Origin of the sequence: Agromyces lapidis (assembly GCF_009749405.1) — a bacterium.
In the GTDB taxonomy this organism is placed as follows: Bacteria; Actinomycetota; Actinomycetes; order Actinomycetales; family Microbacteriaceae; genus Agromyces; species Agromyces lapidis.
The window spans coordinates 106886-130901 of the sequence record NZ_WBIQ01000008.1 but is presented as its reverse complement, the minus strand read 5'-3'; the positions used below and the strand labels follow the sequence as shown (position 1 = coordinate 130901).

General features: G+C 71.0%; 25 protein-coding genes. 14 read left to right on the top strand and 11 right to left on the bottom strand.

Annotated elements, in window-relative coordinates; all coding sequences use genetic code 11:
- Positions 1–7: 7 nt before the first annotated feature.
- Entirely contained in the window at positions 8–322 is a 315-nt protein-coding gene (locus tag GQQ93_RS13470; RefSeq protein WP_157424750.1) for an NIPSNAP family protein, read from the bottom strand.
- Between the two features lie 86 nt (positions 323–408).
- Between GQQ93_RS13470 and GQQ93_RS13465 the strand changes: the two genes are divergently transcribed.
- The 5 genes from GQQ93_RS13465 to GQQ93_RS13445 all read left to right on the top strand — a co-directional run bounded on the left by GQQ93_RS13465 (position 409) and on the right by GQQ93_RS13445 (position 6181).
- Entirely contained in the window at positions 409–987 is a 579-nt protein-coding gene (locus GQQ93_RS13465) for a 1-acyl-sn-glycerol-3-phosphate acyltransferase (RefSeq protein ID WP_157424749.1), read from the top strand.
- Positions 988–1199: 212 nt separating this feature from the next.
- Positions 1200–1676 carry a DUF2975 domain-containing protein gene (locus GQQ93_RS13460; RefSeq protein WP_170296203.1) on the top strand — a complete coding sequence of 159 codons (477 nt, stop codon included), beginning with the start codon at positions 1200–1202 and terminating at the stop codon, positions 1674–1676.
- Entirely contained in the window at positions 1676–1924 is a 249-nt protein-coding gene (locus tag GQQ93_RS13455; RefSeq protein WP_157424747.1) for a helix-turn-helix domain-containing protein, read from the top strand. Before GQQ93_RS13460 ends, GQQ93_RS13455 begins: the two co-directional genes overlap by 1 nt.
- Positions 1921–5736 (top strand): SCO7613 C-terminal domain-containing membrane protein, encoded by a 3816-nt coding sequence (locus GQQ93_RS13450; protein ID WP_157424746.1) that lies wholly within the window; start codon positions 1921–1923, stop codon positions 5734–5736. The genes GQQ93_RS13455 and GQQ93_RS13450 overlap by 4 nt, the downstream gene beginning before the upstream one ends.
- 103 nt (positions 5737–5839) lie before the next feature.
- Positions 5840–6181 (top strand): LysR family transcriptional regulator, encoded by a 342-nt coding sequence (locus tag GQQ93_RS13445; protein ID WP_157424745.1) that lies wholly within the window; start codon positions 5840–5842, stop codon positions 6179–6181.
- A gap of 60 nt (positions 6182–6241) precedes the next feature.
- Here the strand turns inward: GQQ93_RS13445 and GQQ93_RS13440 are convergent, their stop codons facing one another.
- Complete coding sequence (locus GQQ93_RS13440; RefSeq protein ID WP_157424744.1) at positions 6242–6841, bottom strand: class I SAM-dependent methyltransferase; 600 nt, start codon at positions 6839–6841, stop codon at positions 6242–6244.
- A 10-nt stretch (positions 6842–6851) separates the two neighbouring features.
- Positions 6852–7211: a zinc ribbon domain-containing protein YjdM gene (locus tag GQQ93_RS13435; RefSeq protein ID WP_157424743.1), complete on the bottom strand. Its 360-nt coding sequence runs from the start codon at positions 7209–7211 to the stop codon at positions 6852–6854.
- 146 nt (positions 7212–7357) lie between these two features.
- On the opposite strand from GQQ93_RS13435, the gene GQQ93_RS13430 reads away from it, so the two are divergent.
- Positions 7358–8110, top strand: coding sequence for a patatin-like phospholipase family protein (locus GQQ93_RS13430; protein WP_170296202.1), 753 nt, complete (start codon positions 7358–7360; stop codon positions 8108–8110).
- Positions 8111–8132: 22 nt separating this feature from the next.
- Here GQQ93_RS13430 and GQQ93_RS13425 read toward each other — a convergent pair whose 3' ends face one another.
- Both GQQ93_RS13425 and GQQ93_RS13420 read right to left on the bottom strand, forming a co-directional pair.
- Entirely contained in the window at positions 8133–8681 is a 549-nt protein-coding gene (locus GQQ93_RS13425) for a GNAT family N-acetyltransferase (RefSeq protein ID WP_157424741.1), read from the bottom strand.
- A 37-nt stretch (positions 8682–8718) separates the two neighbouring features.
- Positions 8719–9288 carry a dienelactone hydrolase family protein gene (locus GQQ93_RS13420; RefSeq protein ID WP_157424740.1) on the bottom strand — a complete coding sequence of 190 codons (570 nt, stop codon included), beginning with the start codon at positions 9286–9288 and terminating at the stop codon, positions 8719–8721.
- A gap of 67 nt (positions 9289–9355) precedes the next feature.
- On the opposite strand from GQQ93_RS13420, the gene GQQ93_RS13415 reads away from it, so the two are divergent.
- Positions 9356–9937: an ArsR/SmtB family transcription factor gene (locus tag GQQ93_RS13415; RefSeq protein ID WP_157424739.1), complete on the top strand. Its 582-nt coding sequence runs from the start codon at positions 9356–9358 to the stop codon at positions 9935–9937.
- Here GQQ93_RS13415 and GQQ93_RS13410 read toward each other — a convergent pair.
- Positions 9892–10605 carry a CHAD domain-containing protein gene (locus GQQ93_RS13410; RefSeq protein WP_157424738.1) on the bottom strand — a complete coding sequence of 238 codons (714 nt, stop codon included), beginning with the start codon at positions 10603–10605 and terminating at the stop codon, positions 9892–9894. The genes GQQ93_RS13415 and GQQ93_RS13410 overlap by 46 nt on opposite strands.
- Positions 10606–10732: 127 nt before the next feature.
- The gene (gene ychF / locus GQQ93_RS13405) at positions 10733–11806 is read right to left on the bottom strand and encodes a redox-regulated ATPase YchF (RefSeq protein ID WP_157424737.1); all 1074 of its coding nucleotides are present in this window, start codon (positions 11804–11806) and stop codon (positions 10733–10735) included.
- Between the two features lie 109 nt (positions 11807–11915).
- Between ychF and GQQ93_RS13400 the strand changes: the two genes are divergently transcribed.
- The gene (locus GQQ93_RS13400; RefSeq protein WP_157424736.1) at positions 11916–12587 is read left to right on the top strand and encodes a hypothetical protein; all 672 of its coding nucleotides are present in this window, start codon (positions 11916–11918) and stop codon (positions 12585–12587) included.
- Positions 12588–12602: 15 nt separating this feature from the next.
- Here the strand turns inward: GQQ93_RS13400 and GQQ93_RS13395 are convergent, their stop codons facing one another.
- Positions 12603–13388, bottom strand: a complete 786-nt coding sequence (locus GQQ93_RS13395) for a class I SAM-dependent methyltransferase (RefSeq protein ID WP_157424735.1) — start codon at positions 13386–13388, stop codon at positions 12603–12605.
- A gap of 145 nt (positions 13389–13533) precedes the next feature.
- Between GQQ93_RS13395 and GQQ93_RS13390 the strand changes: the two genes are divergently transcribed.
- The 3 genes from GQQ93_RS13390 (at position 13534) to GQQ93_RS13380 (ending at position 17420) form a co-directional block, all read left to right on the top strand.
- Positions 13534–14151: a 3'-5' exonuclease gene (locus tag GQQ93_RS13390; protein WP_157424734.1), complete on the top strand. Its 618-nt coding sequence runs from the start codon at positions 13534–13536 to the stop codon at positions 14149–14151.
- Between the two features lie 136 nt (positions 14152–14287).
- Positions 14288–15796, top strand: a complete 1509-nt coding sequence (locus tag GQQ93_RS13385) for an HNH endonuclease signature motif containing protein (protein ID WP_157424733.1) — start codon at positions 14288–14290, stop codon at positions 15794–15796.
- A gap of 1 nt (position 15797) precedes the next feature.
- On the top strand, positions 15798–17420 hold the full coding sequence (locus GQQ93_RS13380) for a DNA recombination protein RmuC (protein ID WP_246192323.1): 1623 nt from the start codon (positions 15798–15800) through the stop codon (positions 17418–17420).
- Positions 17421–17497: 77 nt separating this feature from the next.
- Here the strand turns inward: GQQ93_RS13380 and glpX are convergent, their stop codons facing one another.
- Positions 17498–18499: a class II fructose-bisphosphatase gene (gene glpX / locus GQQ93_RS13375; RefSeq protein WP_157424731.1), complete on the bottom strand. Its 1002-nt coding sequence runs from the start codon at positions 18497–18499 to the stop codon at positions 17498–17500.
- A gap of 139 nt (positions 18500–18638) precedes the next feature.
- Positions 18639–19757: a fructose-bisphosphatase class II gene (locus tag GQQ93_RS13370; RefSeq protein ID WP_170296201.1), complete on the bottom strand. Its 1119-nt coding sequence runs from the start codon at positions 19755–19757 to the stop codon at positions 18639–18641.
- Between the two features lie 130 nt (positions 19758–19887).
- Here GQQ93_RS13370 and fbaA point away from each other — a divergent pair, with 130 nt between their 5' ends.
- Both fbaA and GQQ93_RS13360 read left to right on the top strand, forming a co-directional pair.
- A complete protein-coding gene (fbaA, locus tag GQQ93_RS13365) occupies positions 19888–20922 on the top strand; it encodes a class II fructose-bisphosphate aldolase (RefSeq protein WP_157424729.1) in 1035 nt (344 codons plus the stop codon).
- A gap of 11 nt (positions 20923–20933) precedes the next feature.
- Entirely contained in the window at positions 20934–21593 is a 660-nt protein-coding gene (locus tag GQQ93_RS13360) for a DUF6264 family protein (protein ID WP_157424728.1), read from the top strand.
- Between the two features lie 34 nt (positions 21594–21627).
- Here GQQ93_RS13360 and GQQ93_RS13355 read toward each other — a convergent pair whose 3' ends face one another.
- Positions 21628–22668 (bottom strand): 4-hydroxy-3-methylbut-2-enyl diphosphate reductase, encoded by a 1041-nt coding sequence (locus GQQ93_RS13355; RefSeq protein ID WP_157424933.1) that lies wholly within the window; start codon positions 22666–22668, stop codon positions 21628–21630.
- 88 nt (positions 22669–22756) lie between these two features.
- On the opposite strand from GQQ93_RS13355, the gene xseA reads away from it, so the two are divergent.
- Positions 22757–24016 carry an exodeoxyribonuclease VII large subunit gene (gene xseA, locus GQQ93_RS13350; RefSeq protein ID WP_246192322.1) on the top strand — a complete coding sequence of 420 codons (1260 nt, stop codon included), beginning with the start codon at positions 22757–22759 and terminating at the stop codon, positions 24014–24016.

The following is a 24016-nucleotide window of genomic DNA, read 5'->3' as shown; positions in this document are numbered from 1 at the left end:
GCATCACCTACTCGAAGACGGGCGCGAGGAATCGGCGCTCGTAGCGGCGGATGCACTTCGTCTCGACGGCGAAGCGGTAGGCCTCGACGCACTCCGGGTCGGTCTCGGCGGCGAGGCGGTACTGCTCGTACGCGGCGAGCGACGAGAAGGTGAACAGGGCGAACGCCTCGTCGCTGTCGCCCTCGCTCGGCAGGAAGTAGCCGTGGTGGGTGCCGCCGAGGCGCTCGACGAGCCGGATCCATCGCTGGCCGTACTCGCGGAACTCGGGCGTCTTGTCGGCGTCGATCTCGTAGCGGAGGTGCACGGTGACGGGGTTGCTCATTGGGACATCCTGCCCCAGTTCGGCGGGCGCGACGCGGAAGGTCACGCATACCGACGCAGACATATGCGATCGCATACGGTTGCCGGATGCTGCGTCGTCTCGTCTCCAGTGTCTACTGGGCTCTCAGCCGGTGGACCCTCGCGGGCGAGCCCGCCCCGAAGCGCCCCACGGTGCTCGTCGGGGCGCCGCACACCTCGAACTGGGACTTCGTGCTCATGCTCGCCATCGCGTGGCGGAAGGGCATCGACGTGCGCTGGCTCGGCAAGAAGAGCCTGTTCACGGGCTGGCGCGGTCCGATCATGCGCGGGCTCGGCGGCATCCCCGTCGATCGCGCCGACCCGAGCCGCGTCGTCGGCGAGGTCGTCGAGCGCATCCGCGCCGGCGAGGTCTTCGGACTCGTGGTGACCCCCGACGGCACCCGAGGCGCGCACGAGTACTGGAAGTCGGGCTTCTACCGCATCGCCCGAGAGACCGGCATGCCCGTCACGCTCGGCTACGTCGACCGTACGACGATGACGACCGGCCTCGGTCCGACCTTCGAGCTGACCGGCGACGTCGCCGCCGACATGGACCGCATCCGCGCCTTCTACGCCGACAAGGCCGGCGTGCGGCCCGCACAGCGGGTCGAGCCGCGGCTGCGCGAGGAGCAGCGCACGGCTGACTGATCGCCGGCTGCGACCCGGTCGTCGTGTCACGCACGTCCGGCGCGTCGCGCACGCCGACGAGCTGCACGAGCATGCGAGCGACACGCCGCCCCACCGCGGCGGGTCCCGCGAAACATCCTGCAACTCGACACCGAAACCCCGCCGCTATCGCTTTCATCGTCCCGTGTGTATCGTTTCTCGATAGGTGTCTACCGATTATCGATAGGATTCGCATGCAACGGCCAACCCTTCTCGCGCTCAAGGCACTCATCGCCCTGATGCTCCTGCTGCTCGTCTCCTGCCAGCTCTTCCTCGTCCCGGGCACCGCCCGCAATCTCGCCGCGGGCTATCCCGAACTCGCGGGACTCCAGGTTCCCGGCATCGTCATCGCCGTGCTGTTCCTCGTGTGCGTCGAGATCGTGATGCTCTGCGTGTGGCGGCTGCTCTCCATGGTCGGCGAGCAGAACATCTTCAGCTCCGACGCCTTCCGCTGGGTCGACCTCATCCTCGGCGCGATCATCGCGGCGACGCTGCTGATCGTGGTCGCCGATGTGCTGCTGTTCACGGCAGGCGTCGCGAACCCCTCCGTCCAGCTGCTCTGCGCCCTCGGCATCGTCGTCGGCTCGGGGCTCGCGCTCCTCGTCGGCGTCATGCGCGGGCTCCTGAAGAATGCCGCCCAGCTGCAGCACGATCTCTCCGAGGTCGTCTGATGGCCATCGTCATCGATCTCGACGTCGAGCTCGCCCGCCGCAAGATGTCGGTCGCCGATCTCGCCGCCGCGATCGACATCACCCCGGTGAACGTCTCCGTGCTGAAGAACGGCCGAGCGAAGGCGGTGCGGTTCTCGACGCTCGACGCCATCTGCCGCGTGCTCGAGTGCCAGCCGGGCGACATCCTGCGCTGGGTGCCCGACGACGCGGATGCCCCGGCCCAGCCCGAACCGGAGGTGTCGGCATGACCCTGCCCGGGTACTCCCCCACCCGCGGCTGGAGCGACGCCGCCATCGCCTACCTGCTCGATGCGACCGCCTGCCCGGTGTGCGCAGGCGATCGACTGCGCGACGGACGCTGTCCGACGTGCGGCGCGCTCGTCGATGCCGCGCTCGGCGCCGAACTCGTGGCGGCGTCCGAGCAGGCGGCGGCCGCGATCCGAGGACGACAGGCGGTCGTCGACCGGGTCGCCGTGCCGGCCGCAGCAGCCATCCCGATCGCGTCACCGGATGCCACGGCGGCCCCTCCTGCCGCAGCGGCCGGCCCCGCGGCATCCGCGCCGATCGCGACGCCGCCCGCCTCACGGCCCGATTCGACCGCGACCGTCCAGTCGGTGCTCGCCGTCGCGGGCGCGGGGCTCCTCGCCGTCGCGGCCGTCGTCTTCACCTTCTTCAACCCCGACCTCGTCGACCACGGCGTGCGCAGCGCGATCCTCGCCGCGATCACGCTCGTGTTCCTCGGCGGCGCATGGTGGCTCGCACGGCGCGGCCTGCGCTTCTCCGCCGAGTCGGTCGGCGGCCTCGGGCTCGTCTTCGTCGCCCTGGATGTCTCGTCGTTCGTCGAGCTCGCGGGCGATCCGGCGAGCGCGTGGCTGGCCGCCGCCTTCGGCACGCTCGTGGGCGGTACGGCGATGGCGGCGCTGGGGCTCCTCGCGCGCATCCGCATCTGGCTCTGGGCGTCGCTGACGGCGCTCGCCACAGTGCCGGCCATGTTCGGCTACGCCGGAGGAACGGCCGGCGCCGCGCTCGCCGGACACCTCGCCACGGCCTTCACCGCATTCGCCCTCATCGCCCTCGCCCGCCGTGTCGCGCGGCGCTTCGGTGGGCCCCTCCACGCCGAGGAGCGCACGCTGACCGTGATCCAGGTCGCGGCGGTCCCGCTCACGCTCATGCTCCTGCCGTTCGTCGAGACCCCGACGGGCACGACCCTCTGGCTGCTCGTCGCCGGCGCGTTCGCCGCCGTCGCCGTGCTGGGCGCGATCTCCGTACGGCGCCCGGCTCGCGGGCTCTGGAGCACGGTCGCCGGGTTCGCCGGAGTCGTCGCGATCGCGGTGCTGCCGTTCGGAACCGGACTCGACGACGTCCCCGACTCCTGGATCCTCGTGGTGTTCGTCGGCAGCGCACAACTCGGCGTCATCGCCGCATGGCTGCTGATGCCGAGACTGCCCCGACTCGTGCCGAGCGCGTTCAGCGCCGGAGCACTGCTCGCGGCCGGGGCATCCGCTGTCCCGGCGACGGTCGCCGGTATGGTCGCCGTGCTCGTCACCTTCGTGGGCTCGATCTCGCCGAGACCGTACGGACCGCCGATCGAGTCGCCCGCCGACGTCGTCGGCGTGGCGGCGGCGTGTGCCGCCGCGGCGCTCGGGTCGGCCGCGCTCGCGGTCATCTCCTCGCGCCGGCGTGCACGCGATGCGGACTCGGACGAGGTCGAACCGGTCGCCGTCGTACGGATCGCCGTCGACGGGGCGTTCGGCACCACCGCGGTGCTGCTCGGCATGCTCGCCTGGCTGCAGCTCGCCTGCATCCCCGCCCTCGCGCTCGGTGCGCGCATCGCGATCGTGCTGGCCCTCACGCTGACGGTGGCCGTGCTCCTGCGGTTCGTCGCCGTGCTGCGACCGCGCACGCTCGTCGGCGGTTCGCTCCTCGGCGGCGCGCACCTGACCGTCGTGCTCGGCGCGGTCCTCGCGACCACGAACGCCTCGACGCAGCCGTGGGCCGGGATCGCGGTGCTCGTCGGGGTCGCCGCACTCGCGCTCATCGCCCCCGCCGGGGTTCGTTTCATCTACGTCGGCGCCGGCTTCGCCTATTCGTTGACCGTCGTGGCGACGGTGCTCGGAACGACCGCATTCGCGGGCATCGCCCAGTGGTGCCTCACGACCGCCGCGGGGCTGCTCGTCGCGATCGTCGCGACGTTCCTGGCACGCGTCGGCGCCCGCTCCTGGTGGGCGATCCTCGCGGTGGCCGCCGTGCCCTTCGGCATCGGCATCGTGCAGGTCATGTTCGAGCGCAGCGGGTGGACGGCCCTGTCGACCGGGCTCATGCTGCTGCTCGCCGTGACGCTCGTGGTCAGCCGACGCCCCGGGCTCGGCCTCGCCCTGCGCACCGCGGCGGCCGCGCTCGTCGTGCCGAGCGCCGCGGTCGTCATCGTCTGCCTCGGCGCCGAGGTGCTCGCCGGCAGCGCGTCCCCCGTCGTGCTGCCCGTCATCGCGGTACTCGTTGCGACGGTGCTGCCCACAAGCGCCACGATCGGGCGCACGCTCGAACGCCGCGGGCTCGGCGCCGTGCCGACTCGCTCTGCTCGCGTCGCCCTCGAGGTCTCGACCCTCGCGACAGGTGCGATCGCTGTGCTGCTCTCGCTCGTGCGCAGTGCGGCGGGCCTCGAGACGACCTTCGTCGTGTTCGTCGTCCTCGGCCTCGGCGCGACGGCGATGGCCGTCGTGCAGCGCCGCCGGCTCGGCTGGTGGCTCGCGGGCGCGAGCTTCACGGGCGCGCTCTGGAGCGCGTGGGGTCTCGCCGGCGTCACCGAGGTCGAGGCGTACCTCGTGCCGCCGGGACTCGGCGCTGCGCTCGTCGGCGCGGTGCTCACCGTTCGCGGTGCGCGCGGCGTCCCGCTCGTGGCATCCGGCCTGCTCGTCGCGGTCGTGCCGACCCTCGCCGTCGTGCTCCTCTCGATCGCGGAGGGCGACGGGGCGAGCCTCGCCGCCGATGCACGCGGATGGGCGCTGATCGGCGCGGCGTGGTTGCTCGTCGCGACGGGGCTGGTGCTCGGTCGGGGCGGCGCGGGCGACGTCGGACCTGCTGCGCGCACCGCGCGACGCCGGATGCTGCGACCACCCGTGTTCACGGCCGCGATCGTCGCCGCCTCGGGAGCGGCGCTGCAAGGTGCTCGGCTCGGCATCGACGGCACGCCCGGCTCGCCGCTCGCCGGCCTCCCGCTCGTGCTCGTCTGCACCGGCGTCGGTCTGCTCGGCGCCCTCGCCGCCTTCATCGCCGGTCGCGCGATCGGAGCCGCGGGCGCGGGCGACGCCCTGCGTTCGCGCTCGCGCTGGCTGACCGCGCCGGCCCTTGCCTTGGTCGCCGTCGCGGCGTGGCCCGCTATCCGCCCCGAATGGCCCGAGATCTGGTCGATGTGGGCGCTCATGCTCGCCCTGCTCGCGATCATGCTGCTCGCAGCCGTGCGCTCGGTCGCCGCCCGCACGATCCTGCCGCCCGTGTGGTTCGTGTTCGCTCTCGCGTTCGTGACCGCGGTGGTCGCGTGGAGTCCGCGCGAGTTGCGCGTCGAGTGGTTCTCGTTGCCGCTCGGGGTCGTGCTGCTCGCGGCAGGTGTGGTCGCGCTGCGGCGCGGCGGTGATGCTGCGGCGGCGCCCGCAGCGCAGGGCGGCGGCTCGCTCGCTGCACACCTCACGGCGTGGCCGGCCGGATGGCGGGGTTCCTGGGCGCTGCTCGTACCCGGCCTCGTGGTGCTGCTCTCGGCCTCGATCGCTGCGACGTTCACCGACCCGCAGACGTGGCGGGCCATCCTCGTCATCCTGTTCGCGCTCACGGCGATCCTCATCGGCTCGGCGCAGAAGCTCGCGGCGCCGTTCCTCATCGGCATCATCGTGTTGCCGATCGAAAACGTCGTCGTCTTCGCGGTGCAGATCGGCCGCGGCATCGAGTCGATGCCCTGGTGGATCACCCTCGCCGTCGTCGGCGCGGTGCTGCTCATCATCGCCGTCACGACCGAGCGACGTGCGGGCGCCGAGCAGGGCATCGCGGCACGGCTCGGCGACCTGCGGTGAACCGCCGGCGGCTCGAGCAGCCACGCGGGGTGCGCGACGTCCGGCACCGACTCACGTACCCTGAAATCGGCCGCGATTCGCGTGCACCGACGAAAGGCTCCCCGTGAACATCACCCTGCTACGACGATTCGTCGCAGTCGCCGAGGAGTTGCACTTCCCCCGCGCCGCCGACTCCCTCGGCATCCCGCTCGCCTCGCTCTACTCCTCGATCGAGAAGCTCGAGACCGAGCTCGGGCACCCGCTCTTCACCCGGCAGGGCGGAACCCGGCTGACCGAGTTCGGGATCGCGCTGCTTCCCGAGGCCAGGGAGGAGATCGCCGCGGCGCCCCCTCCTGTCGAGAAGCCGGTGAAGGCCGGCGGAAAGGCGAAGGCCTCGAAGGGCAAGGGCCGCGCGCCCATCGTCAAGGGGCAGCCGAAGCCATACAAGAAGCGCCAGGGGCGCTGACGACGGAGATCGCACCCGCACGTCGTTCGCTCGTCGATCGCACGTTCGGTGGCCGCGGTCTCAGCGACGTCGGGCGAGGATCGCGCCGTACGGGCGATGACCCGGGTCGGTGCGGGTGTGCGTCTCGACCACGTCGAACCCCGCGGCGTCGAGCGCCGACCGCATCTCGGGAGCCGGCCAGAAGTAGGCGGTGACCACGGCGTGGTCGAACGGCTCGAGTCGCGGGCCCTCGAAGAAGCCGAGCAGCAGCGTTCCTGCGGGTCGGATGGCACGTGCGAACTCCGCGAGGATCGCGGGCACGTCGGCCGGATCGGTGTGGATGACGGAGTACCAGGCGAGCACGCCGCCGAGCCCGCCGACATCGACGGGCAACGACTCGAGCCTGCCGAGCCGGAAGGTCACGTCAGGGAACCGCTCGGTCGCGACCTCGACGAACTCGGGCACCATGTCGACGCCCTCGACCGCGACGCCGTGATCGGCGATGAACTTCGTCCAGTGCCCGGGGCCGCAGCCCGCATCGATCGCGGGGCCGTCGATCGTGGCCGCCCATTCGGAGATCAGTGCTCGATCCTGAGCGGCCATGTCGTCGACCGAGCCGAGGAGTTCGGTGTATTCGGCGGCACGCGAACGATAACGCTCGCGCACGTCCTCCACGGCCATCGGTGCCGCCCTACGCCTTCTTGACGACGCCCGACTTCAACTGCAGCTGCCCGAACCCGTCGACCTTGCCGTCGAGATCGTGGTCGCCGACGCCGTCGATGAGTCGGATGCCCCGCACCTTCGTGCCGACTTTGATCGTGCCCGACGCGCCCTTGACCTTGAGGTCCTTGACCACGGTGACGGTGTCGCCGTCGGCGAGCACATTGCCGACCGCATCGGTGATGACCCGCGATCCCGCGTCGGGCGTGGCATCCTCGTCGTACTCGCCCCGAACCCACTCGTGGCCGCACATCGGGCAGACCAGCAGCGCGCCCATCTCGTAGGCGTGCTCGCTCGCACACTCGGGGCACGGAGGCAGGGCGTCGCTCATGCGTTCCACAGTACCGGCCCCGCGCGCCCGAACCCCGTGATGCCGCCTTCAGCGCGTCCGGCACTCAGGGTTCTCACCGCGGCCGCACAGCATCGCCCCACATGGACGGGATACGGTCGACAGCAGACAGATCGGAGAAGCCGGACGTGACTGCGAGCGACGACCCTGCCCTCGGGCTCACGCTGAGTGGCGGCGCCGCGTTCGGCGCCGCGCACGTCGGCGTACTGCAGGAGCTCGAGGCCCGCGGCATCCGCCCCGGCATCGCCGTCGGCACGAGCTCGGGCGCGCTGATCGCCGCGGCCTACGCAGCCGGCTTCGACGCGACGGAGATCGAACGCGTCGCCCTCGCGTTCCGGTGGCGGGAGATCGCCCGCTGGTCGTTCGCCCCGCGGCTCGGGCTGCTCGACTCGCGTGCGATCGACGACGGCGTACGACGCGTGTTCGGCTGCGATCCGCTGATCGAAGAACTCCCACGCCGCTTCGGCGCGGTCGCCACCGATCTCCTCACCCGTCGCGCGGTGACCATCGACCGCGGTCCCCTGAGCGTGGCGTTGCGGTCGACGATCGCGGTTCCGGGCCTGCTCGCACCGGTCCGTCGCCATGGTGCGCTCCTCGCCGACGGAGGCATGGTCGACAACGTCCCGTTCTCGGCCGCACGCGAGCTCGGCGCCTCGCGCGTCATCGTCGTGCGCCTGCACGCGAAGTTCGAGAACGTCCGCATGATGCGCACGGTGAGCCGCACCGCCGACCTCGTGCGCGACCCCTCTGTCGTGCTCGTCCAGCCCGAGATGGAGGGCATGGCGCAGTGGACGATGGCGGATGCGCCGCGCCTCATCGCCGAGGGACGCCGTGCCGCGGCGCTCGCGCTCGACGCGGCGTCCGAGCTCACGGCGGTCTGAGGCGTCGTCGTCGCTCGCGCGTTCAGCGCTCCCAGTCGCGCCGCAGCAGTCCGTACACCCAACTGTCGGACACGTCGCCGTTGACGATGCAGTCCTCGCGCAACGTGCCCTCACGTTCGAAGCCGAGCTTCTCGAGCACTCGGGCGGAGGCCAGGTTGCGGGTGTCGGTCTCTGACTGCACCCGGTTGAGGTCGAGCGCGTCGAAGGCCCAAGCGAGCACCGCCCGAGCCGACTCCGTCGCGTAACCGTGCCCCCAGGCCGCCTGCGTGAAGCAATAGCCGAGCGACGCGCTCTTGAAGTCCGGATTCCAGCTGTTGAAGGTGCACCAGCCGACGAACGCCTGGTCGCTCTTCCGTTCGATCGCGACGCGCGCGCCGGTGCCCTCCTCCTCCATCCGTCGGCATCCGACCATGAAGCGTTCGACCGAGGTCCGGTCGGTCCACGGCGGAGAGTCCCAGTAGCGGAGCACTTCAGCGTCGCTGTTCAGGGCGAAGAGGACGTCGGCGTCGGCGTCTGCGAAAGGACGCAGTCGCAGTCGTTCGGTTTCGAGAGTGGGCGTCGGAAGGGTCACCTCGACATCGTTGCACGAGCGGTTCGCCCCGCTCGGCTCAGACCGCGGCCAGGAACCCCTTGACCCGCTCCATGAGCAGCGCGGACGCCTCGGCGTCGTAGGCGTCGAGCGAGGAGTCGGCGAAGAGATGCTGGTCGCCGGGGTAGACGAAGAGCTCGGCGTCGCTCGTCGAGCCGACGAGCTCGCGCGCGGCGGGCAGGTCCTCGTCGAAGAACTCGTCGCCCTCCTTGCCGTGGATCTGCACCGGAACCCCCTCCGGCCACGCTCCCCCGAACTCGGCGACCGGAATGCACGAGAACATGAGCAGCGCCCCGCGGGCACCGGGCCGGGTCTGCGCGAGCCGCTGGGCGGTCGTCACCCCGAAGGAGAACCCGGCGTAGACGAGCTCTGGGCCGAGCTCCTGTGCAGCGGCGGCGCCGCGCTCCCGGATCGCCCCGAAGCCCGCCTCGCGCGCGAACGCGAAGCCCTCCTCGATGCTGTCGAACGTGCGACCGTCGAACAGGTCGGGCGTGTGCACGACATGGCCGGCCTGGCGGAGCTCGTCGGCGAACGCTCGCACGCCGTCGGTCAGGCCCTGGATGTGGTGGTAGAGCAGCACTTCGGCCATGTCAGCGGTTTCCCTCTCCAATTGATCGACTCTTTTGGATCATTCGACGATGCTAGTCTGTTCGGTCATGGCGGACAACCCTCCTGGCTACGAACTCGCCGATCGGATGGCGCTGACCGAGCCCGCGCAGGTGAAGGCCATCGGCCACCCGCTCCGCACCACGATCCTGCAGTTGCTCCACGAGCGCGCAGCGACCGTCACCGAGCTGGCGGCGGCCGTCGAGCGCCCCAAGAGCACGGTCGCCCACCACGTCGACGTGCTCGCCCGGAACGGCCTCCTCCAGGTGGTGCGAACGCGCAAGGTGCGGGCGATCGAGGAGCGCTTCTACGGCCGCGCGGCGCGCATGTTCTTCATCGCGGCAGTACCCGCATCCGTCGGCGGAGCGGCATCGGGCGACTTCAACGACTTCGAGGTCGCCGCGCGGGAGTCTGCGACCGCGTTCGAGGAGGGAAAGCTCTGGGGCTTCATCCGTCATGCACGCATCTCGGAGGATCAGGCCTCGGAGTTCTGGGCGCGCATGGCCGAACTCGTGGAGGAGTTCGACCGGCTGCCGCGCTCGGGTGAGACGGTGTACGGGTTCGCGATCGGCGTCTACCCCACCGACTACCCGGCGCTGCCGGCGTCCGAGGCCGCCGATCCTCCGCGCTGAGCCGGAACGCCCGACATCTCCTCAGCTTGCCGTCGCGCGGCATCTCGGACTCCGCGGATCGATTCGTCGGATTCGGCCTCGGCGTCGAGCCACCGAGACAACAGCAGGTGATCACGCTGGTCGCCGATGGCGTCCTGCAGCGCCGTGCCTGCGGCCGCAGCCTGTTCGTCACCGAGCGCTTCGGCGAGGTACCGCAGGGCCCGCGCGTGCTTGCGGATCTCGTGTCGAACCTCCGACACCTCGAGCACGTCGACGACCCCGCGTACAGCTTCGAGTCGATCGACGAGCTTGCGGTACTTCGCCCCGTCGAGGTAGTCCACCACATCGCGTTGGGCGCGTCGTCGCTCTCGCTTCACCGCCTTCACCAGCCGTTGAGCCTCGGCGTCCGACCCATCGTCGCCGAACTCCCCGAGCAGCCGCTTCACCAGCTTCTGGCGCACTTCGAGGTCCCGAACCGCACCGAGCACGTCTCCGTAGCGCTCGAGGCCGCGCACCGCCTTCTCAGCGTCGCGGCCGGGGACGAGCGGAAGGAACGCGCGCAACCGGCGCGTGAGCGTGCGCGCCCGGTGGACGGCGTCGTCGGTGTTCCGTCGAACCTCGGGCTCCGCCCCGATGAGCTCGCTGATCACGTCGCGCACCTGGTCGCCGAGGAGTGGCTCGGCAGTCATACTTCGATTCTGTCGGGAACGGCGCCCCCGGGGAATCCCCGGTCGCCGTGACCGCACACTGGGCAGACGAGCGGCGCGCCGTTCTCGTATGCGTACGCCTCGCAACACCCGGGGCAGGGGCAGCTGATCAGACGTTGAAGCGGAACTCCACCACGTCGCCGTCCTGCATGACGTAGTCCTTGCCCTCCATGCGGGCCTTGCCCTTCGCGCGGGCCTCGGCGACCGAACCGGTCTCGACGAGGTCGGCGAACGAGATGACCTCTGCCTTGATGAAGCCGCGCTCGAAGTCGGTGTGGATCACGCCGGCTGCCTGCGGCGCCTTGTCGCCCTTGTGGATCGTCCAGGCGCGCGACTCCTTCGGGCCGGCGGTGAGGTAGGTCTGGAGGCCGAGCGTGTCGAAGCCGATGCGGGCGAGCTGGTCGAGGCCCGACTCCTCCTGGCCCGTCGAGGCCAGCAGCTCAGCGGCCTCCTCGGGGTCGAGGTCGATGAGCTCCGACTCGATCTTCGCATCGAGGAACACGGCCTCGGCGGGGGCGACGAGCTCGGCGAGCTCTGCCTTTTTCGCGTCATCCGTGAGCACTGCCTCGTCGACGTTGAAGACGTAGATGAATGGCTTCGCGGTGAGCAGGCCGAGCTCCTTGACGGGCTCGAGGTCGACGGATGCCGCGGAGAGGGGCGTGCCCTTCTGCAGCACCTCCTGCGCCTCCTTCGCCGCGACGAGCACCGAGGGGTCGAGCTTCTTGCCCTTGATCTCCTTCTCGTAGCGCGGGATGGCGCGCTCGAGGGTCTCGAGGTCGGCGAGGATCAGCTCGGTGTTGATGGTCTCCATGTCGGACTTCGGGTCGACCTTGCCGTCGACGTGCACGACGTCGCCGTCGTCGAACCCGCGCACGACCTGCGCGATGGCGTCGGCCTCGCGGATGTTCGCGAGGAACTTGTTGCCGAGACCCTCACCCTCGGAGGCGCCGCGCACGATGCCGGCGATGTCGACGAACGACACGGCTGCGGGCAGGATGCGCTCGGAGCTGAAGATCTCGGCGAGCTTCGCGAGACGCGGGTCGGGCAGGTTCACCACGCCGACGTTGGGCTCGATCGTCGCGAACGGGTAGTTCGCTGCGAGCACCTGGTTCTTGGTCAGGGCGTTGAAGAGGGTGGACTTGCCGACGTTGGGCAGGCCGACGATACCGATAGTGAGAGCCACGGGGGCACAGTCTACCGGGGTACGGCTGGTCGCGAGGTCGGCGCGAGCGCCGCCGATTCGTTATCGGAGCGTCACCCACCGTCGCGGCCGGCTCGGCCATGCTGAGCGCATGAGGATGCTTCGCCTGACGCTCATCGCCTTCGCCGCCGTCGCACTCGCCGGCTGCGCCGCCACCGCACCGGCTCCTGCGACCCCTGCACCCAGCGAGACCCCGGCTGCGTCGAGCTCGACACCCGAACCGACCGAACCCGAGACCGCCGAGATCGTGGTCGACGGCAGCGGCTTCAGCCTCGTCGACTCCGAGGGCTCGACGACGTTCACGCACGACTGGGCCGACGAGGTCGCTCCGGCGGTCGCGGCCCTCACCGGCGCCTTCGGCGCCGACCCGGTGAAGTCCTTGCGCGACGGGTCCGGCGGGCACTACGCCGATTTCGACCTGTACACCTGGGGCGCCTTCACGCTCGGCGACGCCGTCGGTCTCGAGAAGCCCCGCGCCGACTACTTCCTGCCGTCGCTCGTCGAGGTCACCGCGCCCGAGGTCGAGGGGGTCGCGGTGCACAGCGCGAGCGGCCCGACGGTCGGGTCACCGGTGACCGAGGTCGCCGCGCTGACGCCGCTCGTGCACGAGCAGTCCGACTACCGGATCGACCCCGTCGACCCGTCGCTCGTGCCGCCCACGCCGGGCGGCGAGATCACCGACATGGTCGCGCTGCGGGCCGATGAGAGCGATACGACCATCGTCATGCTCACGGCGCCGGTGCTCTCGTACTACCCGTTCTGAGCGCGCGTCCGCCGCTCAGCCGAGCCGCGTGCGGAAGCAGCGAGTGACGTAGGGCAACTCGAGCTCCTCGGCGCCTGCGAGATCGGGATGCGTCGCGAGCAGCGTCTCGAGGGCGGCGAGCGTCGCGGCCTGCTCTGATTCACTCGCGGTGATGAAGGAGCTCCGCGAACGCACGAGGTCGAGGAAGCCGGCCCGCGTCATCCGCTTCGACCAGGCCACCGTGTGCTCCTCGATCGGGCCGAACGGCCGCCCCACCTGTACGTACGACTCGAACGTCGCGCTCGCGTCGTGTCGTTCGTGCATGATCTCGCCGGCCTCGCGCAGCCAGTCGGCACTCGTGTCGCGCGAGTTCCAGACGAGCCCGAGCACGCCGCCCGGCCGCAGCACGCGGGCGATCTCGGGAATCGCCCGCTCGGGGATGAACCAGTGCCACGCCTGGCCCGCGACGACGGCGTCGACCGAGGCGTCCTCGATGGGGATGTCCTCGGCGGTGCCGAGGATCCGCGGCACGCCGGGCACCGCGATCTCGAGCTCCTCGAGCATCTCCTCGACGGGGTCGACCGCGATCACCTCGCGATCGAGCTCGACGAGCGCCTCGGTCAGCTTGCCGGTGCCCGCCCCGAGGTCGAGCACGCGTCGCGCATCGCCGATCAGCCATTCGACAGCCTCCGACGGGTAGCCGGGTCGCGCCCGTCGATAGACGGATGCCGCGGCGCCGAACGACCTCGCAGTGCGCCGCGTCGCGGGGGCGCCGGGGTCGGCGACGAGTTCGCCCGCACCTCGTTCGGGGGCGTCGCTCATGGGCTCGTCCTCTCGTCGCGCGGGTCGCGCATCCATTCCACGCCTGCGCCGGGGCATCCGTCAACCGGCGCAGGTCTCGAGCCGGTCTCGTGACCCGCCCGGCTCGCGGGCCGTCGGTGTCGGCGACGCGTGGCACGATGTCCTCGTGCCAGTGGACTTCACCGCGATCGACTTCGAAACCGCCAACTCCTCCGGCGCGTCCGCCTGTTCGGTCGGGCTCGTGAAGGTGCGCGACGGGCAGGTCGTCGACCGGGTGCACTGGTACATCCGGCCGCCGTTCCCGCACGACGAGTTCTCGGAGTGGAACGTCCGCATCCACGGCATCACACCCGAGATGGTCGAGGGCGCGCCCGACTGGCGCACCCACCTGCCCGCGCTCCGCGAGTTCGCGGGCGCCGACGTGCTCGTGGCGCACAACGCGACCTTCGACCTCGGCGTCATCGCCAAGACCTCGGCCGCGTGGGGGCTCGAGGTGCCCGACTACCGCTCGCTCTGCAGCCTGCAGGTGGCGCGGCGCACCTACCACCTCGACTCGTACCGACTGCCCGTCGCCGCGATGGCCGCCGGCTTCGAGGGCTTCTCGCACCACGACGCCCTCGCCGACGCCGAGGCCTGCGCGGCGATCATCGTGCACGCCGCCGAGCGCCACGGCGCCGACGACGTCGAACGCCTCGCGCACATCACGCGGGTGAAGCTCGGGTCGATCGGACCGGTCGCCGTGGCCACCGACCGTGCGGCGAACGGCCCGATGGCGCTGCAGTAGGCGCCTCGCGACGGCCGGGCGAGCGGGCGATTCAGATGGTCGGGGCCGCCCTTTCTCGCTTCGACCGATGTGACCGCTCGATCATGAGTTTCGAATCTTTGTTCCCATGATGTCCGATTTCCGAGAGAATCGAGACATGCCCGACGACACCGCAGCCGCCCTCATCGGGCTCGGCGCGGCCTGCATCGGGCTCGATGCGACCTGGCGGGGCGCGCTCCTCGGTGGTTCCGTCGACCCCGGCGCCGATGTGCGCATGATGAGCGACGCCGGGCTCGTCCGCGTCACCGAGTCGCTGGGCGACCTCGTCCGGCACGTGCAGGCACTGCAGGCGCGCGCGGCGGCCGAACTCGCCGCACGCTCACGCTCCGGTGCCCACGACGACGTGGCTCGCAAGCACGGCTTCGCCTCGGCAGAGCGGCTCATCGCCTCTGCCATCGGCGGCCGGTATCACGACGCCGCGAAGCTCGTCGCCGTGGGCGAGGCCACGGCGCCACGGTCCTCGTTCGGCGGCGAGAGCCTGCCGCCGCGGCATCCGCACCTCGCGGCGGCACTCGAGTCGGGCATACTCTGCGTCGACGCCGCCGAGACGATCCGGCGATTCCTCGACCAGGTAGCCCCTCGCGCCGAGCGCTCCAAGCTCGTCGATGCCGAGCGCCTGCTCGTCGAGCGGGCGCCGTCCGTCGGCGTCGACGGGCTGATTCGGCTCGTCAAGCACCTGCAGGCCCATCTCGACCCCGACGGCGTCAAGCCCCGTGAAGACGAGCTCCGTGCGGCTCGCGGGCTGCGCATCTGGGAGGACCGCACCGGCATGATCCAGCTGCAAGGCGCGTTCGACCCGGCGAACGGGGCCCCGGTGAAGCTCGCGATCGAGACCCTCGTCGGGTCCGAGCTCCACCGCGCACGCGATGCGAAGCGCGGCTTCGGTCAGGCGACGACAGGCCCCGGCTCCGCTGATACTGCGATCGGTGAGGTCCGCTCGATCGCGCAGATGAACGCCGACGCCCTCTCTGACATCGCCCGCCTCTCGCTCGGCGCCGCCGACGCGCCTGCGCCGCTCCGGCAGGCGTCGGTCATCGCCCGCGTCGATGCCGCTGCCCTGGCCTGCAGCGTCGGCTCGGCGACGATCGACGGCATCGACCAGCCCGTCTCGATCCAGACCGTGCGCGAGCTGGCGATGTCGGCCGGCATCTCGCCGCTGTACCTCGGCGCCGGGTGCGAGAAGACCGAGTTCGGCCGCTCCCGCCGCCTCTTCAGCTCGGCGCAGAAGGCCGTGCTGCTCGAACGCGACGGCGGCTGCGCCTGGCCCGGCTGCAACCGGCCTCCGTCGCACACCCAGGCGCACCACATCAGATGGTGGAATCGGCACGGCGGCGACACCGACGTCGACAACGGCATCATGCTCTGCGCGCACCATCACCACCGCCTCCACGACGATGGCTGGGTGATCCGCGTCAAGGCGGGCTCACCTGGTTCGTCCCGCCGGTGCACATCGACCCGGCACAACGCCCCAGACCGGGCAACCGGCGCCGACACACGACCACCATCGCTCCTCCATCGACCGCCCACGCGGCCTGAACCCCCGCCGCCGATCGTTCTACCGGGCGCGGCATCCACCGATGTCGGCGGCGCCTGCGACACTCGATGACATGGAGATCCTGCTGCTCGTCATCGGCCTCATCGTGGGCGTCCTGCTCGGCGCGCTCGCCATCCGGCTCAAGCTCGGGCGTGGCGCCGGCGGCGGCGATCAGCAGCTGTCATCGACGATCCGCGACGAGGTTCGCGCGGGCGGCGGCGAACTCCGCCAAGAGCTCGCGACCCAGCGCAGCGAACTGACCCAGCAGCTCATCGCGCTGCAGATGCAGCTCGACCAGCGACTCCAGTCGACCGCGATCGCGCAGGCTGAGGAGTCGGGGCGAGAGCGCGAGTCGCGCAAGGCGTCGTCCGACGAGCTCCGCACCACGGTCGACCGCTCCCTCATCGAGTTGAGCGACAAGTTCCACACGTCCTCGAAGTCGTCGCTCGCGGCGCAGACCGAGCTCAAGAGCGCGGTCGAGACCCGCTTCGACGCGCTGCGGGCCGCGAACGACGAGAAGCTCGAACAGGTGCGCGCCACGGTCGAGAAACTGCAGAAGGCGATGGCCGACTCGCTTGCCGTCAATGCCGAGCGCGTCCAGGCGCTGACCGACGCGAATGCCGCGAAGCACGTCGAACTCCAGCAGTCCATGCGTGAGGAGCTCGACAAGCTCCGCACCGGCAATGAAGCCAAGCTCGACCAGATGCGAGAGACGGTCGACGAAAAGCTCCAGGGCACGCTCGAGAAGCGGCTGGGCGAATCGTTCAAGCTCGTAAGCGAACGACTCGAGCAGGTGCAGGTGGGCCTCGGCGAGATGAAGACGCTCGCGACCGATGTCGGGGGCCTCAAGCGCGTGCTCACCAACGTCAAGAGTCGCGGCACCTGGGGCGAGGTGCAGCTCGCCAGGCAGCTCGAAGACCTGCTCACGCCCGACCAGTACGAGCAGAACGTCGTCATCAAGCCGAACTCACGTGAGAACGTCGAGTTCGCGATCAAGCTTCCGGGTCAGAGCGACGGCGACCGTCCGGTGTACCTGCCGATCGACTCCAAGTTCCCCCAAGAAGACTACGAGCGTCTGCTCGAAGCTCAGGAGACCGGCGAGAAGGCCGAGATCGAGTCGGCGGCGAAAGCGCTCGAGCGTGCGGTGGTCGCGCAGGCGAAGTCCATCCGGGAGAAGTACATCGAGCCGCCGCTGAGTACCGACTTCGCGATCATGTACCTGCCCACCGAGGGGCTGTTCGCCGAGGTCGTCCGTCGCCCGGGCCTCATGAGCCGCCTCCAGAACGACTTCCACGTCAACGTCACCGGGCCGGCCACGCTGGCGTCGCTCCTCAACAGCTTGCAGATGGGCTTCCGAACCCTCTCGATCGAGAAGCGCAGCTCCGAGGTCTGGCAGGTGCTCGGCGCCGCGAAGGCCGAGTTCAACAAGTACGCACTCGTCTGGGACAAGCTCGGCAAGCAGCTGCAGACCGCGCAGAACACCGTGGCTGCCGCAGGGCAGCGTACGCGAGCGATCGAGCGCAAGCTGCGCGGCGTCGAAACGCTCGAGGTCACTGTCGGCGAAGAGGCCGACTCGATCGAGGTCGTGCTCGAGAGCATCGTTCCCGTGGAGGCGATCGATGCGGCCGACGCGGAATCGCCCGACGCCGACTTCGCCGGCGCCGACCTCGACCCCGAGATCCGCAGCGGACTCTGACACCGCACCGCACCGCACTGACGGCAACGGGCGTCGAACCGACTCGGTCGGCTCGACGCCCGTTCGGCGTTCGGGGCTCAGATGTCGGCGTCGACGAGCCACTTCTCGATGAGGTGGTCGGCGACGATGCGGCGGGCCGTGCCCGACTTGCCGCGCAGCACGATCGACTCGGTGCGGATGATCGGGCCCTTCTTGCGCACTCCGTCGAGGAGCTCGCCGTCGGTCACGCCGGTCGCGACGAAGAAGGTGTTGTCGCCGCGCACCAGGTCGTCGAGCTCGTAGATCTTGTCGCAGTCGAGACCGGCGGCCTCGCCACGGGCGCGCTCGGCGTCGTCGAGCGGCGCGAGCTTGCCCTGCATGAACCCGCCGAGCGCCTTGATCGCGCACGCCGTCGTGATGCCCTCGGGGCTGCCGCCGATGCCGACGCACATGTCGATGCGCGACTCGTAGCGGGCTGCGTTGATGCCGCCCGCGACGTCGCCGTCGCTGATGAGGCGGGTGCCGGCACCGGCGGCGCGGATGTCGGCGATGAGCTGCTCGTGGCGGGGGCGGTTCAGCACGGCGACACGGAGCTCGCCGACCTCCTTGCCCTTCGCCGCGGCGAGGGCCCGCAGGTTCTCGCCGATCGGCTTGCGGATGTCGACGACGCCGATGCCCGAGGCATCCGTGACGATCTTGTCCATGTAGAAGACGCTCGAGGCGTCGAGCATGCTGCCCCGGTCGGAGACGGCGATGACCGAGAGCGCGTTCTGGCGGCCGGCCGCAGTGAGCGAGGTGCCGTCGATCGGATCGACGGCGATGTCGCACGCGGGGCCCCGGCCGTTGCCGACGCGCTCGCCGTTGAAGAGCATCGGCGCCTCGTCCTTCTCTCCCTCGCCGATGACGACGACGCCGTCGAAGTTGACGGTGCCGAGGAATGCCCGCATCGCGTCGACCGCTGCGCCGTCGGCACCGAGCTTGTCGCCGCGCCCGATCCACGGATACGAGCGGATCGCCGCAGCCTCGGTCGCGCGCACGAGTTCGAGTGCGATGTTGCGGTCGGGGTGCAGGAAGAGGCTGGCGGTATCGGTGCTCACCATCGAGTGGTCCTCCGGGGTTCAGCGTTCGGCCTCGATCGGAGGCCGGAGGGAAAGGACGATCGTCCGTGTCCCAGCCTAGGCACGAGACGGCGAGAGCGGCCCGGTTTTCATCCGTTCGTCAGTGAAAGAATGTGCATTCTTAAGGCCCGGCAGCTTCAGGCCTGGCAGGAACGGGCGCGCCCGCGTCGACATCGAGCGCATCGGCCCAGCCGTACCCGCCGCCGGGTGCCGACCACCAGTGCGCACGCACTCCGCGCGGCATCTGCTGCACGCCGGGCAGGGCGAGGCCGATCTCGCAGTCGGTGACCGCGGCGAGCGCGACGGCAGCCGGCCCGGCGCAGAGTTCGTCGAGTTCGACGAGTGCGTCGATCGCACGCGCTCCTGCCAGGTGCCCGAGCAGCCGCTCCCGCTCGCCATCGGACTGCGGCGCGAAGCGGGCCAGCATCGAGCCGCCGAGCGCACGCACCGCGGCAGCGACGATGACCCCCTCGGGCGCACCGCCGACGCCGATCACGGCGTCGAGACGCGGAAGCCAGGGGCGCGGGTCGAGCCCCGCGTCTCCGGCAGCACCCGGCAACGCCGCCAGGCTCCGCTCGATGTCGCCGTGCTCGAACCGTTCGACCGTCGCGCCCGCTGCGCGCACAGCATCGAGGTACGGCAGGTTGCGCGGGCGGTCCTGCACGGCGATGCGGATGTCCCGGGGCTCCACGCCGCGGGCGCGGGCGGCCTCCTCGACCAGCTCGGCGACGAGTTCGGGCAGCGAACGCCCGGCGGCCCGAGCGACGGTGAGACCCGGCAGCCAGGTCACGAACTTCTCGAGGTAGTGCGCCGGCCCGAGGTCGAAGAGCGCCCCGCGCGGGGCGGCCGCGATGACCGCCATCGCACCGGGCCGGCCCGCGGCCCCGAGCCGGGTGCCGTCGACGGGGTCGACGGCGATGTCGATCGACGGGTCGCCTGCTCCCGCGCGCCCGAACCGTTCGCCGAGGTGCAGCATCGGCGCCTCGTCCTTCTCGCCCTCGCCGACGACGACGCGGCCGTCGACGGGCAGTTCGGCGAGCGCCGCACGCATCGCGGCGACCGCGGCGCCGTCGAGCGCGTCGCCGTCGCCGCGCCCCACGAGCGGAAGGCATGCCGTCGCCGCCGCGATCACGGCGGGGCGCAACTGCTCGGCGAGCGCTGCGGCGTCGGCCACGTCGGCACGGGCGCGGTCACGGTCGCGGTCGCGGGCGCCTTCGGCGAGTTCGATCGGGTCGCTCATGGCTCCATCCTGCCCCGCCGACGGGCCCCACCTCCGCGCGGCGTCGCCACGTGGCATCCGACACCTGAGCCGTGCTCGACAAGTCGATAGACTCGTGCCGAACCCACACTGTCGTCACCGAAGGAGCACCATGCCCATCGCCACCCCCGAGCAGTACGCCGAGATGCTGGACACCGCGAAGGCCAAGGGCTTCGCGTTCCCCGCCTTCAACGTCTCGAGCTCGCAGACCCTGAACGCGGTGCTCCAGGGCCTCACCGAGGCGGGTTCCGACGGCATCATCCAGGTGACCACGGGCGGCGCCGACTACTTCGCCGGCCACACCGTCAAGGCCCGCTCGACCGGCGCCCTCGCATTCGCGCGCTTCGCGCACGAGGTCGCGAAGTCGTACCCGATCACCGTCGCCCTTCACACCGACCACTGCCCGAAGCCGGCGCTCGCCGACTTCGTGTTCCCGCTCATCGAGGCCTCCGAGGCCGAGGTGAAGGCCGGCCGCAACCCCATCTTCCAGTCGCACATGTGGGACGGCTCGGCCGTGCCGCTCACCGAGAACCTCGACATCGCGAAGGAGATCCTCCCCCGCATGAAGGCGATCAACGCGATCCTCGAGGTCGAGATCGGCGTCGTCGGCGGCGAGGAGGACGGGGTCAAGCACGAGGGCTCGAACGAGGCGCTCTACACGACCCTCGACGACGCGATCGCGACGGTCGAGGCCCTCGGCCTCGGCGAGCAGGGCCGCTACATGGCCGCCCTCACCTTCGGCAACGTGCACGGCGTGTACGCGCCCGGCAACGTCAAGCTGCGCCCGGCGCTGCTGAAGGAGATCCAGGACGGCCTGCAGGCGAAGTACGGCACCGGCGAGAAGCCGCTCGACCTCGTCTTCCACGGCGGCTCGGGCTCGACCGACGACGAGATCGCCGAGGCGGTCGCGAACGGCGTCGTGAAGATGAACATCGACACCGACACGCAGTACGCCTTCACGCGCTCGGTCGCGGGCTACATGTTCCAGAACTACGACGGCGTGCTGAAGGTCGACGGCTCGGTCGGCAACAAGAAGCAGTACGACCCGCGCGCGTGGGGCAAGGTCGCCGAATCGGCCATGGCCGTGCGCGTCGGCGAGTCGACGCGTCAGCTCGGCTCGGCCGGCCAGTCGATCACCTCGGCATAAGGAAGCACCGGATGACTCGCGACGAGGCCGCTCGACAGCATCACAGCGGACGGGCCGACGAGGCCGCGACCGGCGCAGCTGCACCGCAGCCGCCGGTCGCGCCGCCGGCGCCGCCCGCCGACGAGCGGCCTCGTCCGAGGTACGGCGAGTACGCCCCCGAGGGGTGGACCTGGCAGCCGCCGGCCGACCCGAGCCCGGCTCAGGCGCCCGATGCCCCGGCGCCGGTCGTCGGTGCCGCCCCGGTTCCGGCGTACCCGCAGCCCGGCGCGGTCGCCCGACCCACGGATCGCGCGTGGACGGTCGCACTCCTCGTCTTCGGGGCGATGGGCGCGATCTACAACGTGCTCTCCCTCGTCGCCCTCCCGTCGAGCATGGTCAGGTCCCTGACGCTCACGGCATCGATGTTCGGCACCACGCCGCCGAGCGAGTTCGTCCCGGGGCCCGCGGCGCCCGTGGCGATCGCCGTCGGCGTGATCGCGCAGTTCGCGCTCTGGTTCGGCGCGCTGCTCTGGTCGCGCGCGCGCATGCGCGCCGGGGCGAGCTCGTGGTGGATCCCGCTGCTCGCCGGTGTTGCCGCGTTCATCGTCGTGATGGCCGTGACGTACGTCGTGGCGTTCAGCGACCCGGCGCTCGTCGAGTTCCTCCTGACACCGCCGTCGACGACGCCCTGACGCGCCGGCGCCTGCCCGATGAGGTGGGCGGGGCTCAGGCGTCGCCGGAGCGGCGACCGCCGAGGGCCCGCGCGTCGCGGTTGCCCTGCAGGTCTTTGCGCAGCTCCTTCGGCAGCGAGAACATGAGGTCCTCCTCGGCCGTCTTCACCTCGGCGACGTCGCCGTAGCCGGCATCGGCGAGCTCCTGCAGCACCTCTTTCACGAGGCCCTCGGGCACCGAGGCCCCGCTCGTGACCCCGACCGAGGCGACGCCGTCGAGCCACTCCTGACGGATCTCGCTCGAGTAGTCGACCCGGTACGCGGCCTTCGCCCCGTTCTCGAGCGCGACCTCGACCAGGCGCACGCTGTTCGACGAGTTCGCCGACCCCACGACGATCACGAGCTCCGCCTCCTGGGCGACCTTCTTGATCGCGACCTGGCGGTTCTGGGTGGCGTAGCAGATGTCGTCCGACGGCGGATCCTGCAGGTTCGGGAAGCGTTCGCGCAGGCGGCGCACGGTCTCCATCGTCTCATCGACCGAGAGGGTCGTCTGCGAGAGCCACACCACCTTGTCGGGGTCGCGCACCTCGATGTTCGGCACGTCGTCGGGGCTGTTCACGAGGGTGACGTGGTCGGGGGCCTCGCCCGCCGTGCCCTCGACCTCTTCGTGGCCCTCGTGGCCGATGAGCAGGATCTCGAAGTCGTCGCGCGCGAAGCGCACGGCCTCGCGGTGGACCTTGGTGACGAGCGGGCACGTCGCGTCGATGGCGTGCAGCCCGCGGTCGGAGGCCGCGTTCACGACCGCCGGCGAGACGCCGTGCGCACTGAACACGATGTGGGCGCCTTCGGGCACCTCGTCGACCTCGTCGACGAAGATCGCCCCCTGCTTCTCGAGCTCGGTCACGACATGGATGTTGTGCACGATCTGCTTGCGCACGTACACCGGAGCCCCGTAGTGCTCGAGCGCCTTCTCGACGGCGATGACCGCGCGGTCGACGCCGGCGCAGTAGCCGCGAGGGGCTGCGAGCAGCACCCGCTTGGCGCCGTCGACCGGGTTATTCTTGAGCCGGCCACGCACGCTCGGGATTCTGGGCATGCCGAGGTCGATCCGCGGTGCATCAGTCAAGCTCGTCACGATGCCAATCCTACGCGGCGCAACCTGGGCGGGCGGTCGGGAGGCCAGCGTGACGGACGCAACGGCACCGCGCGACGCCCCGGCGACGCGCGAGGCGCCCTGGCCCGTCGCGCAGCTCTCGGCGAAGCTGAAGCAGTACCTCGACCGACTCGGCACCGTCTGGGTCGAGGGCGAGATCACCCAGTGGGGCGTCTCGGGCGGCAACGTCTACGGCAAGCTCAAGGACCTCGACGCCGACGCGACCGTGTCGTTCCAGATCTGGTCGTCGGTGAAGTCGCGGCTCGGTGGCGAGTTCACGCAGGGCGACCGGGTGGTCGCCCTCGTGAAGCCGAACTGGTGGGTCAAGGGCGGCTCGCTGTCGATGCAGGTGTTCGAGCTGAAGCACGTGGGCCTCGGCGACCTGCTCGAGCGTCTCGAGCGCCTGCGCGCGCAGCTCGCGGCCGACGGACTCTTCGACGTGTCCCGCAAGCGGCGGCTGCCGTTCCTGCCTGGCGTCGTCGGTCTGATCACCGGGAAGGACAGCGACGCCGAGAAGGACGTGCTGCGCAACGCCCGCCTCCGCTGGCCCGCCGTGGAGTTCCGCGTCGTGCACGCGGCCGTGCAGGGCGACCGCACCCCTGGCGAGGTCGTCGCCGCGATCGAACGTCTCGACGCCGACCCCGAGGTCGAGGTGATCATCATCGCGCGCGGCGGCGGCGACTTCCAGAACCTGCTCGGCTTCAGCGACGAGCGCGTCGTGCGAGCCGCGGCCGCGGCATCCACCCCCATCGTCTCGGCGATCGGCCATGAAGCCGACCGCCCCCTCCTCGACGAGGTCGCCGACCTCCGCGCCTCGACGCCGACCGACGCGGCCAAGCGCGTCGTCCCCGATGTCGGCGAAGAGCTGCTGCGGGTCGAGCAGGCGCGGGCGCGCATCGCGCTGCGCCTGCGCACCCTCGTCGCGCACGAGATCGACCGCATCGGCCACCTCCGCACCCGGCCGGCACTCGCCGACACCGCCTGGATCGTCGACCGCCGAGCCGAAGACCTCACCCGCTGGGTCGCCCGCGGCGCCGAGCTCGTCGAGCGGCAGATCGAACGCCAGACCCACCGCATCGGCGAACTCCGCGGCCACCTCCGGGCGCTCTCCCCGCAGTCGACCCTCGACCGCGGCTACGCGATCGTGCAGGGCCCCGACGGGCACGTCCTCCGCGGCCCGCAGGGCGCACCGTCGGGCGCGGCGCTCACCCTCACCCTCGCCGAGGGCCGCCTCGCGGCCCGCTCGGAGGGCGAAGCCGCTCCGGTCGGAGACTCAGGCGACGCCGAATAG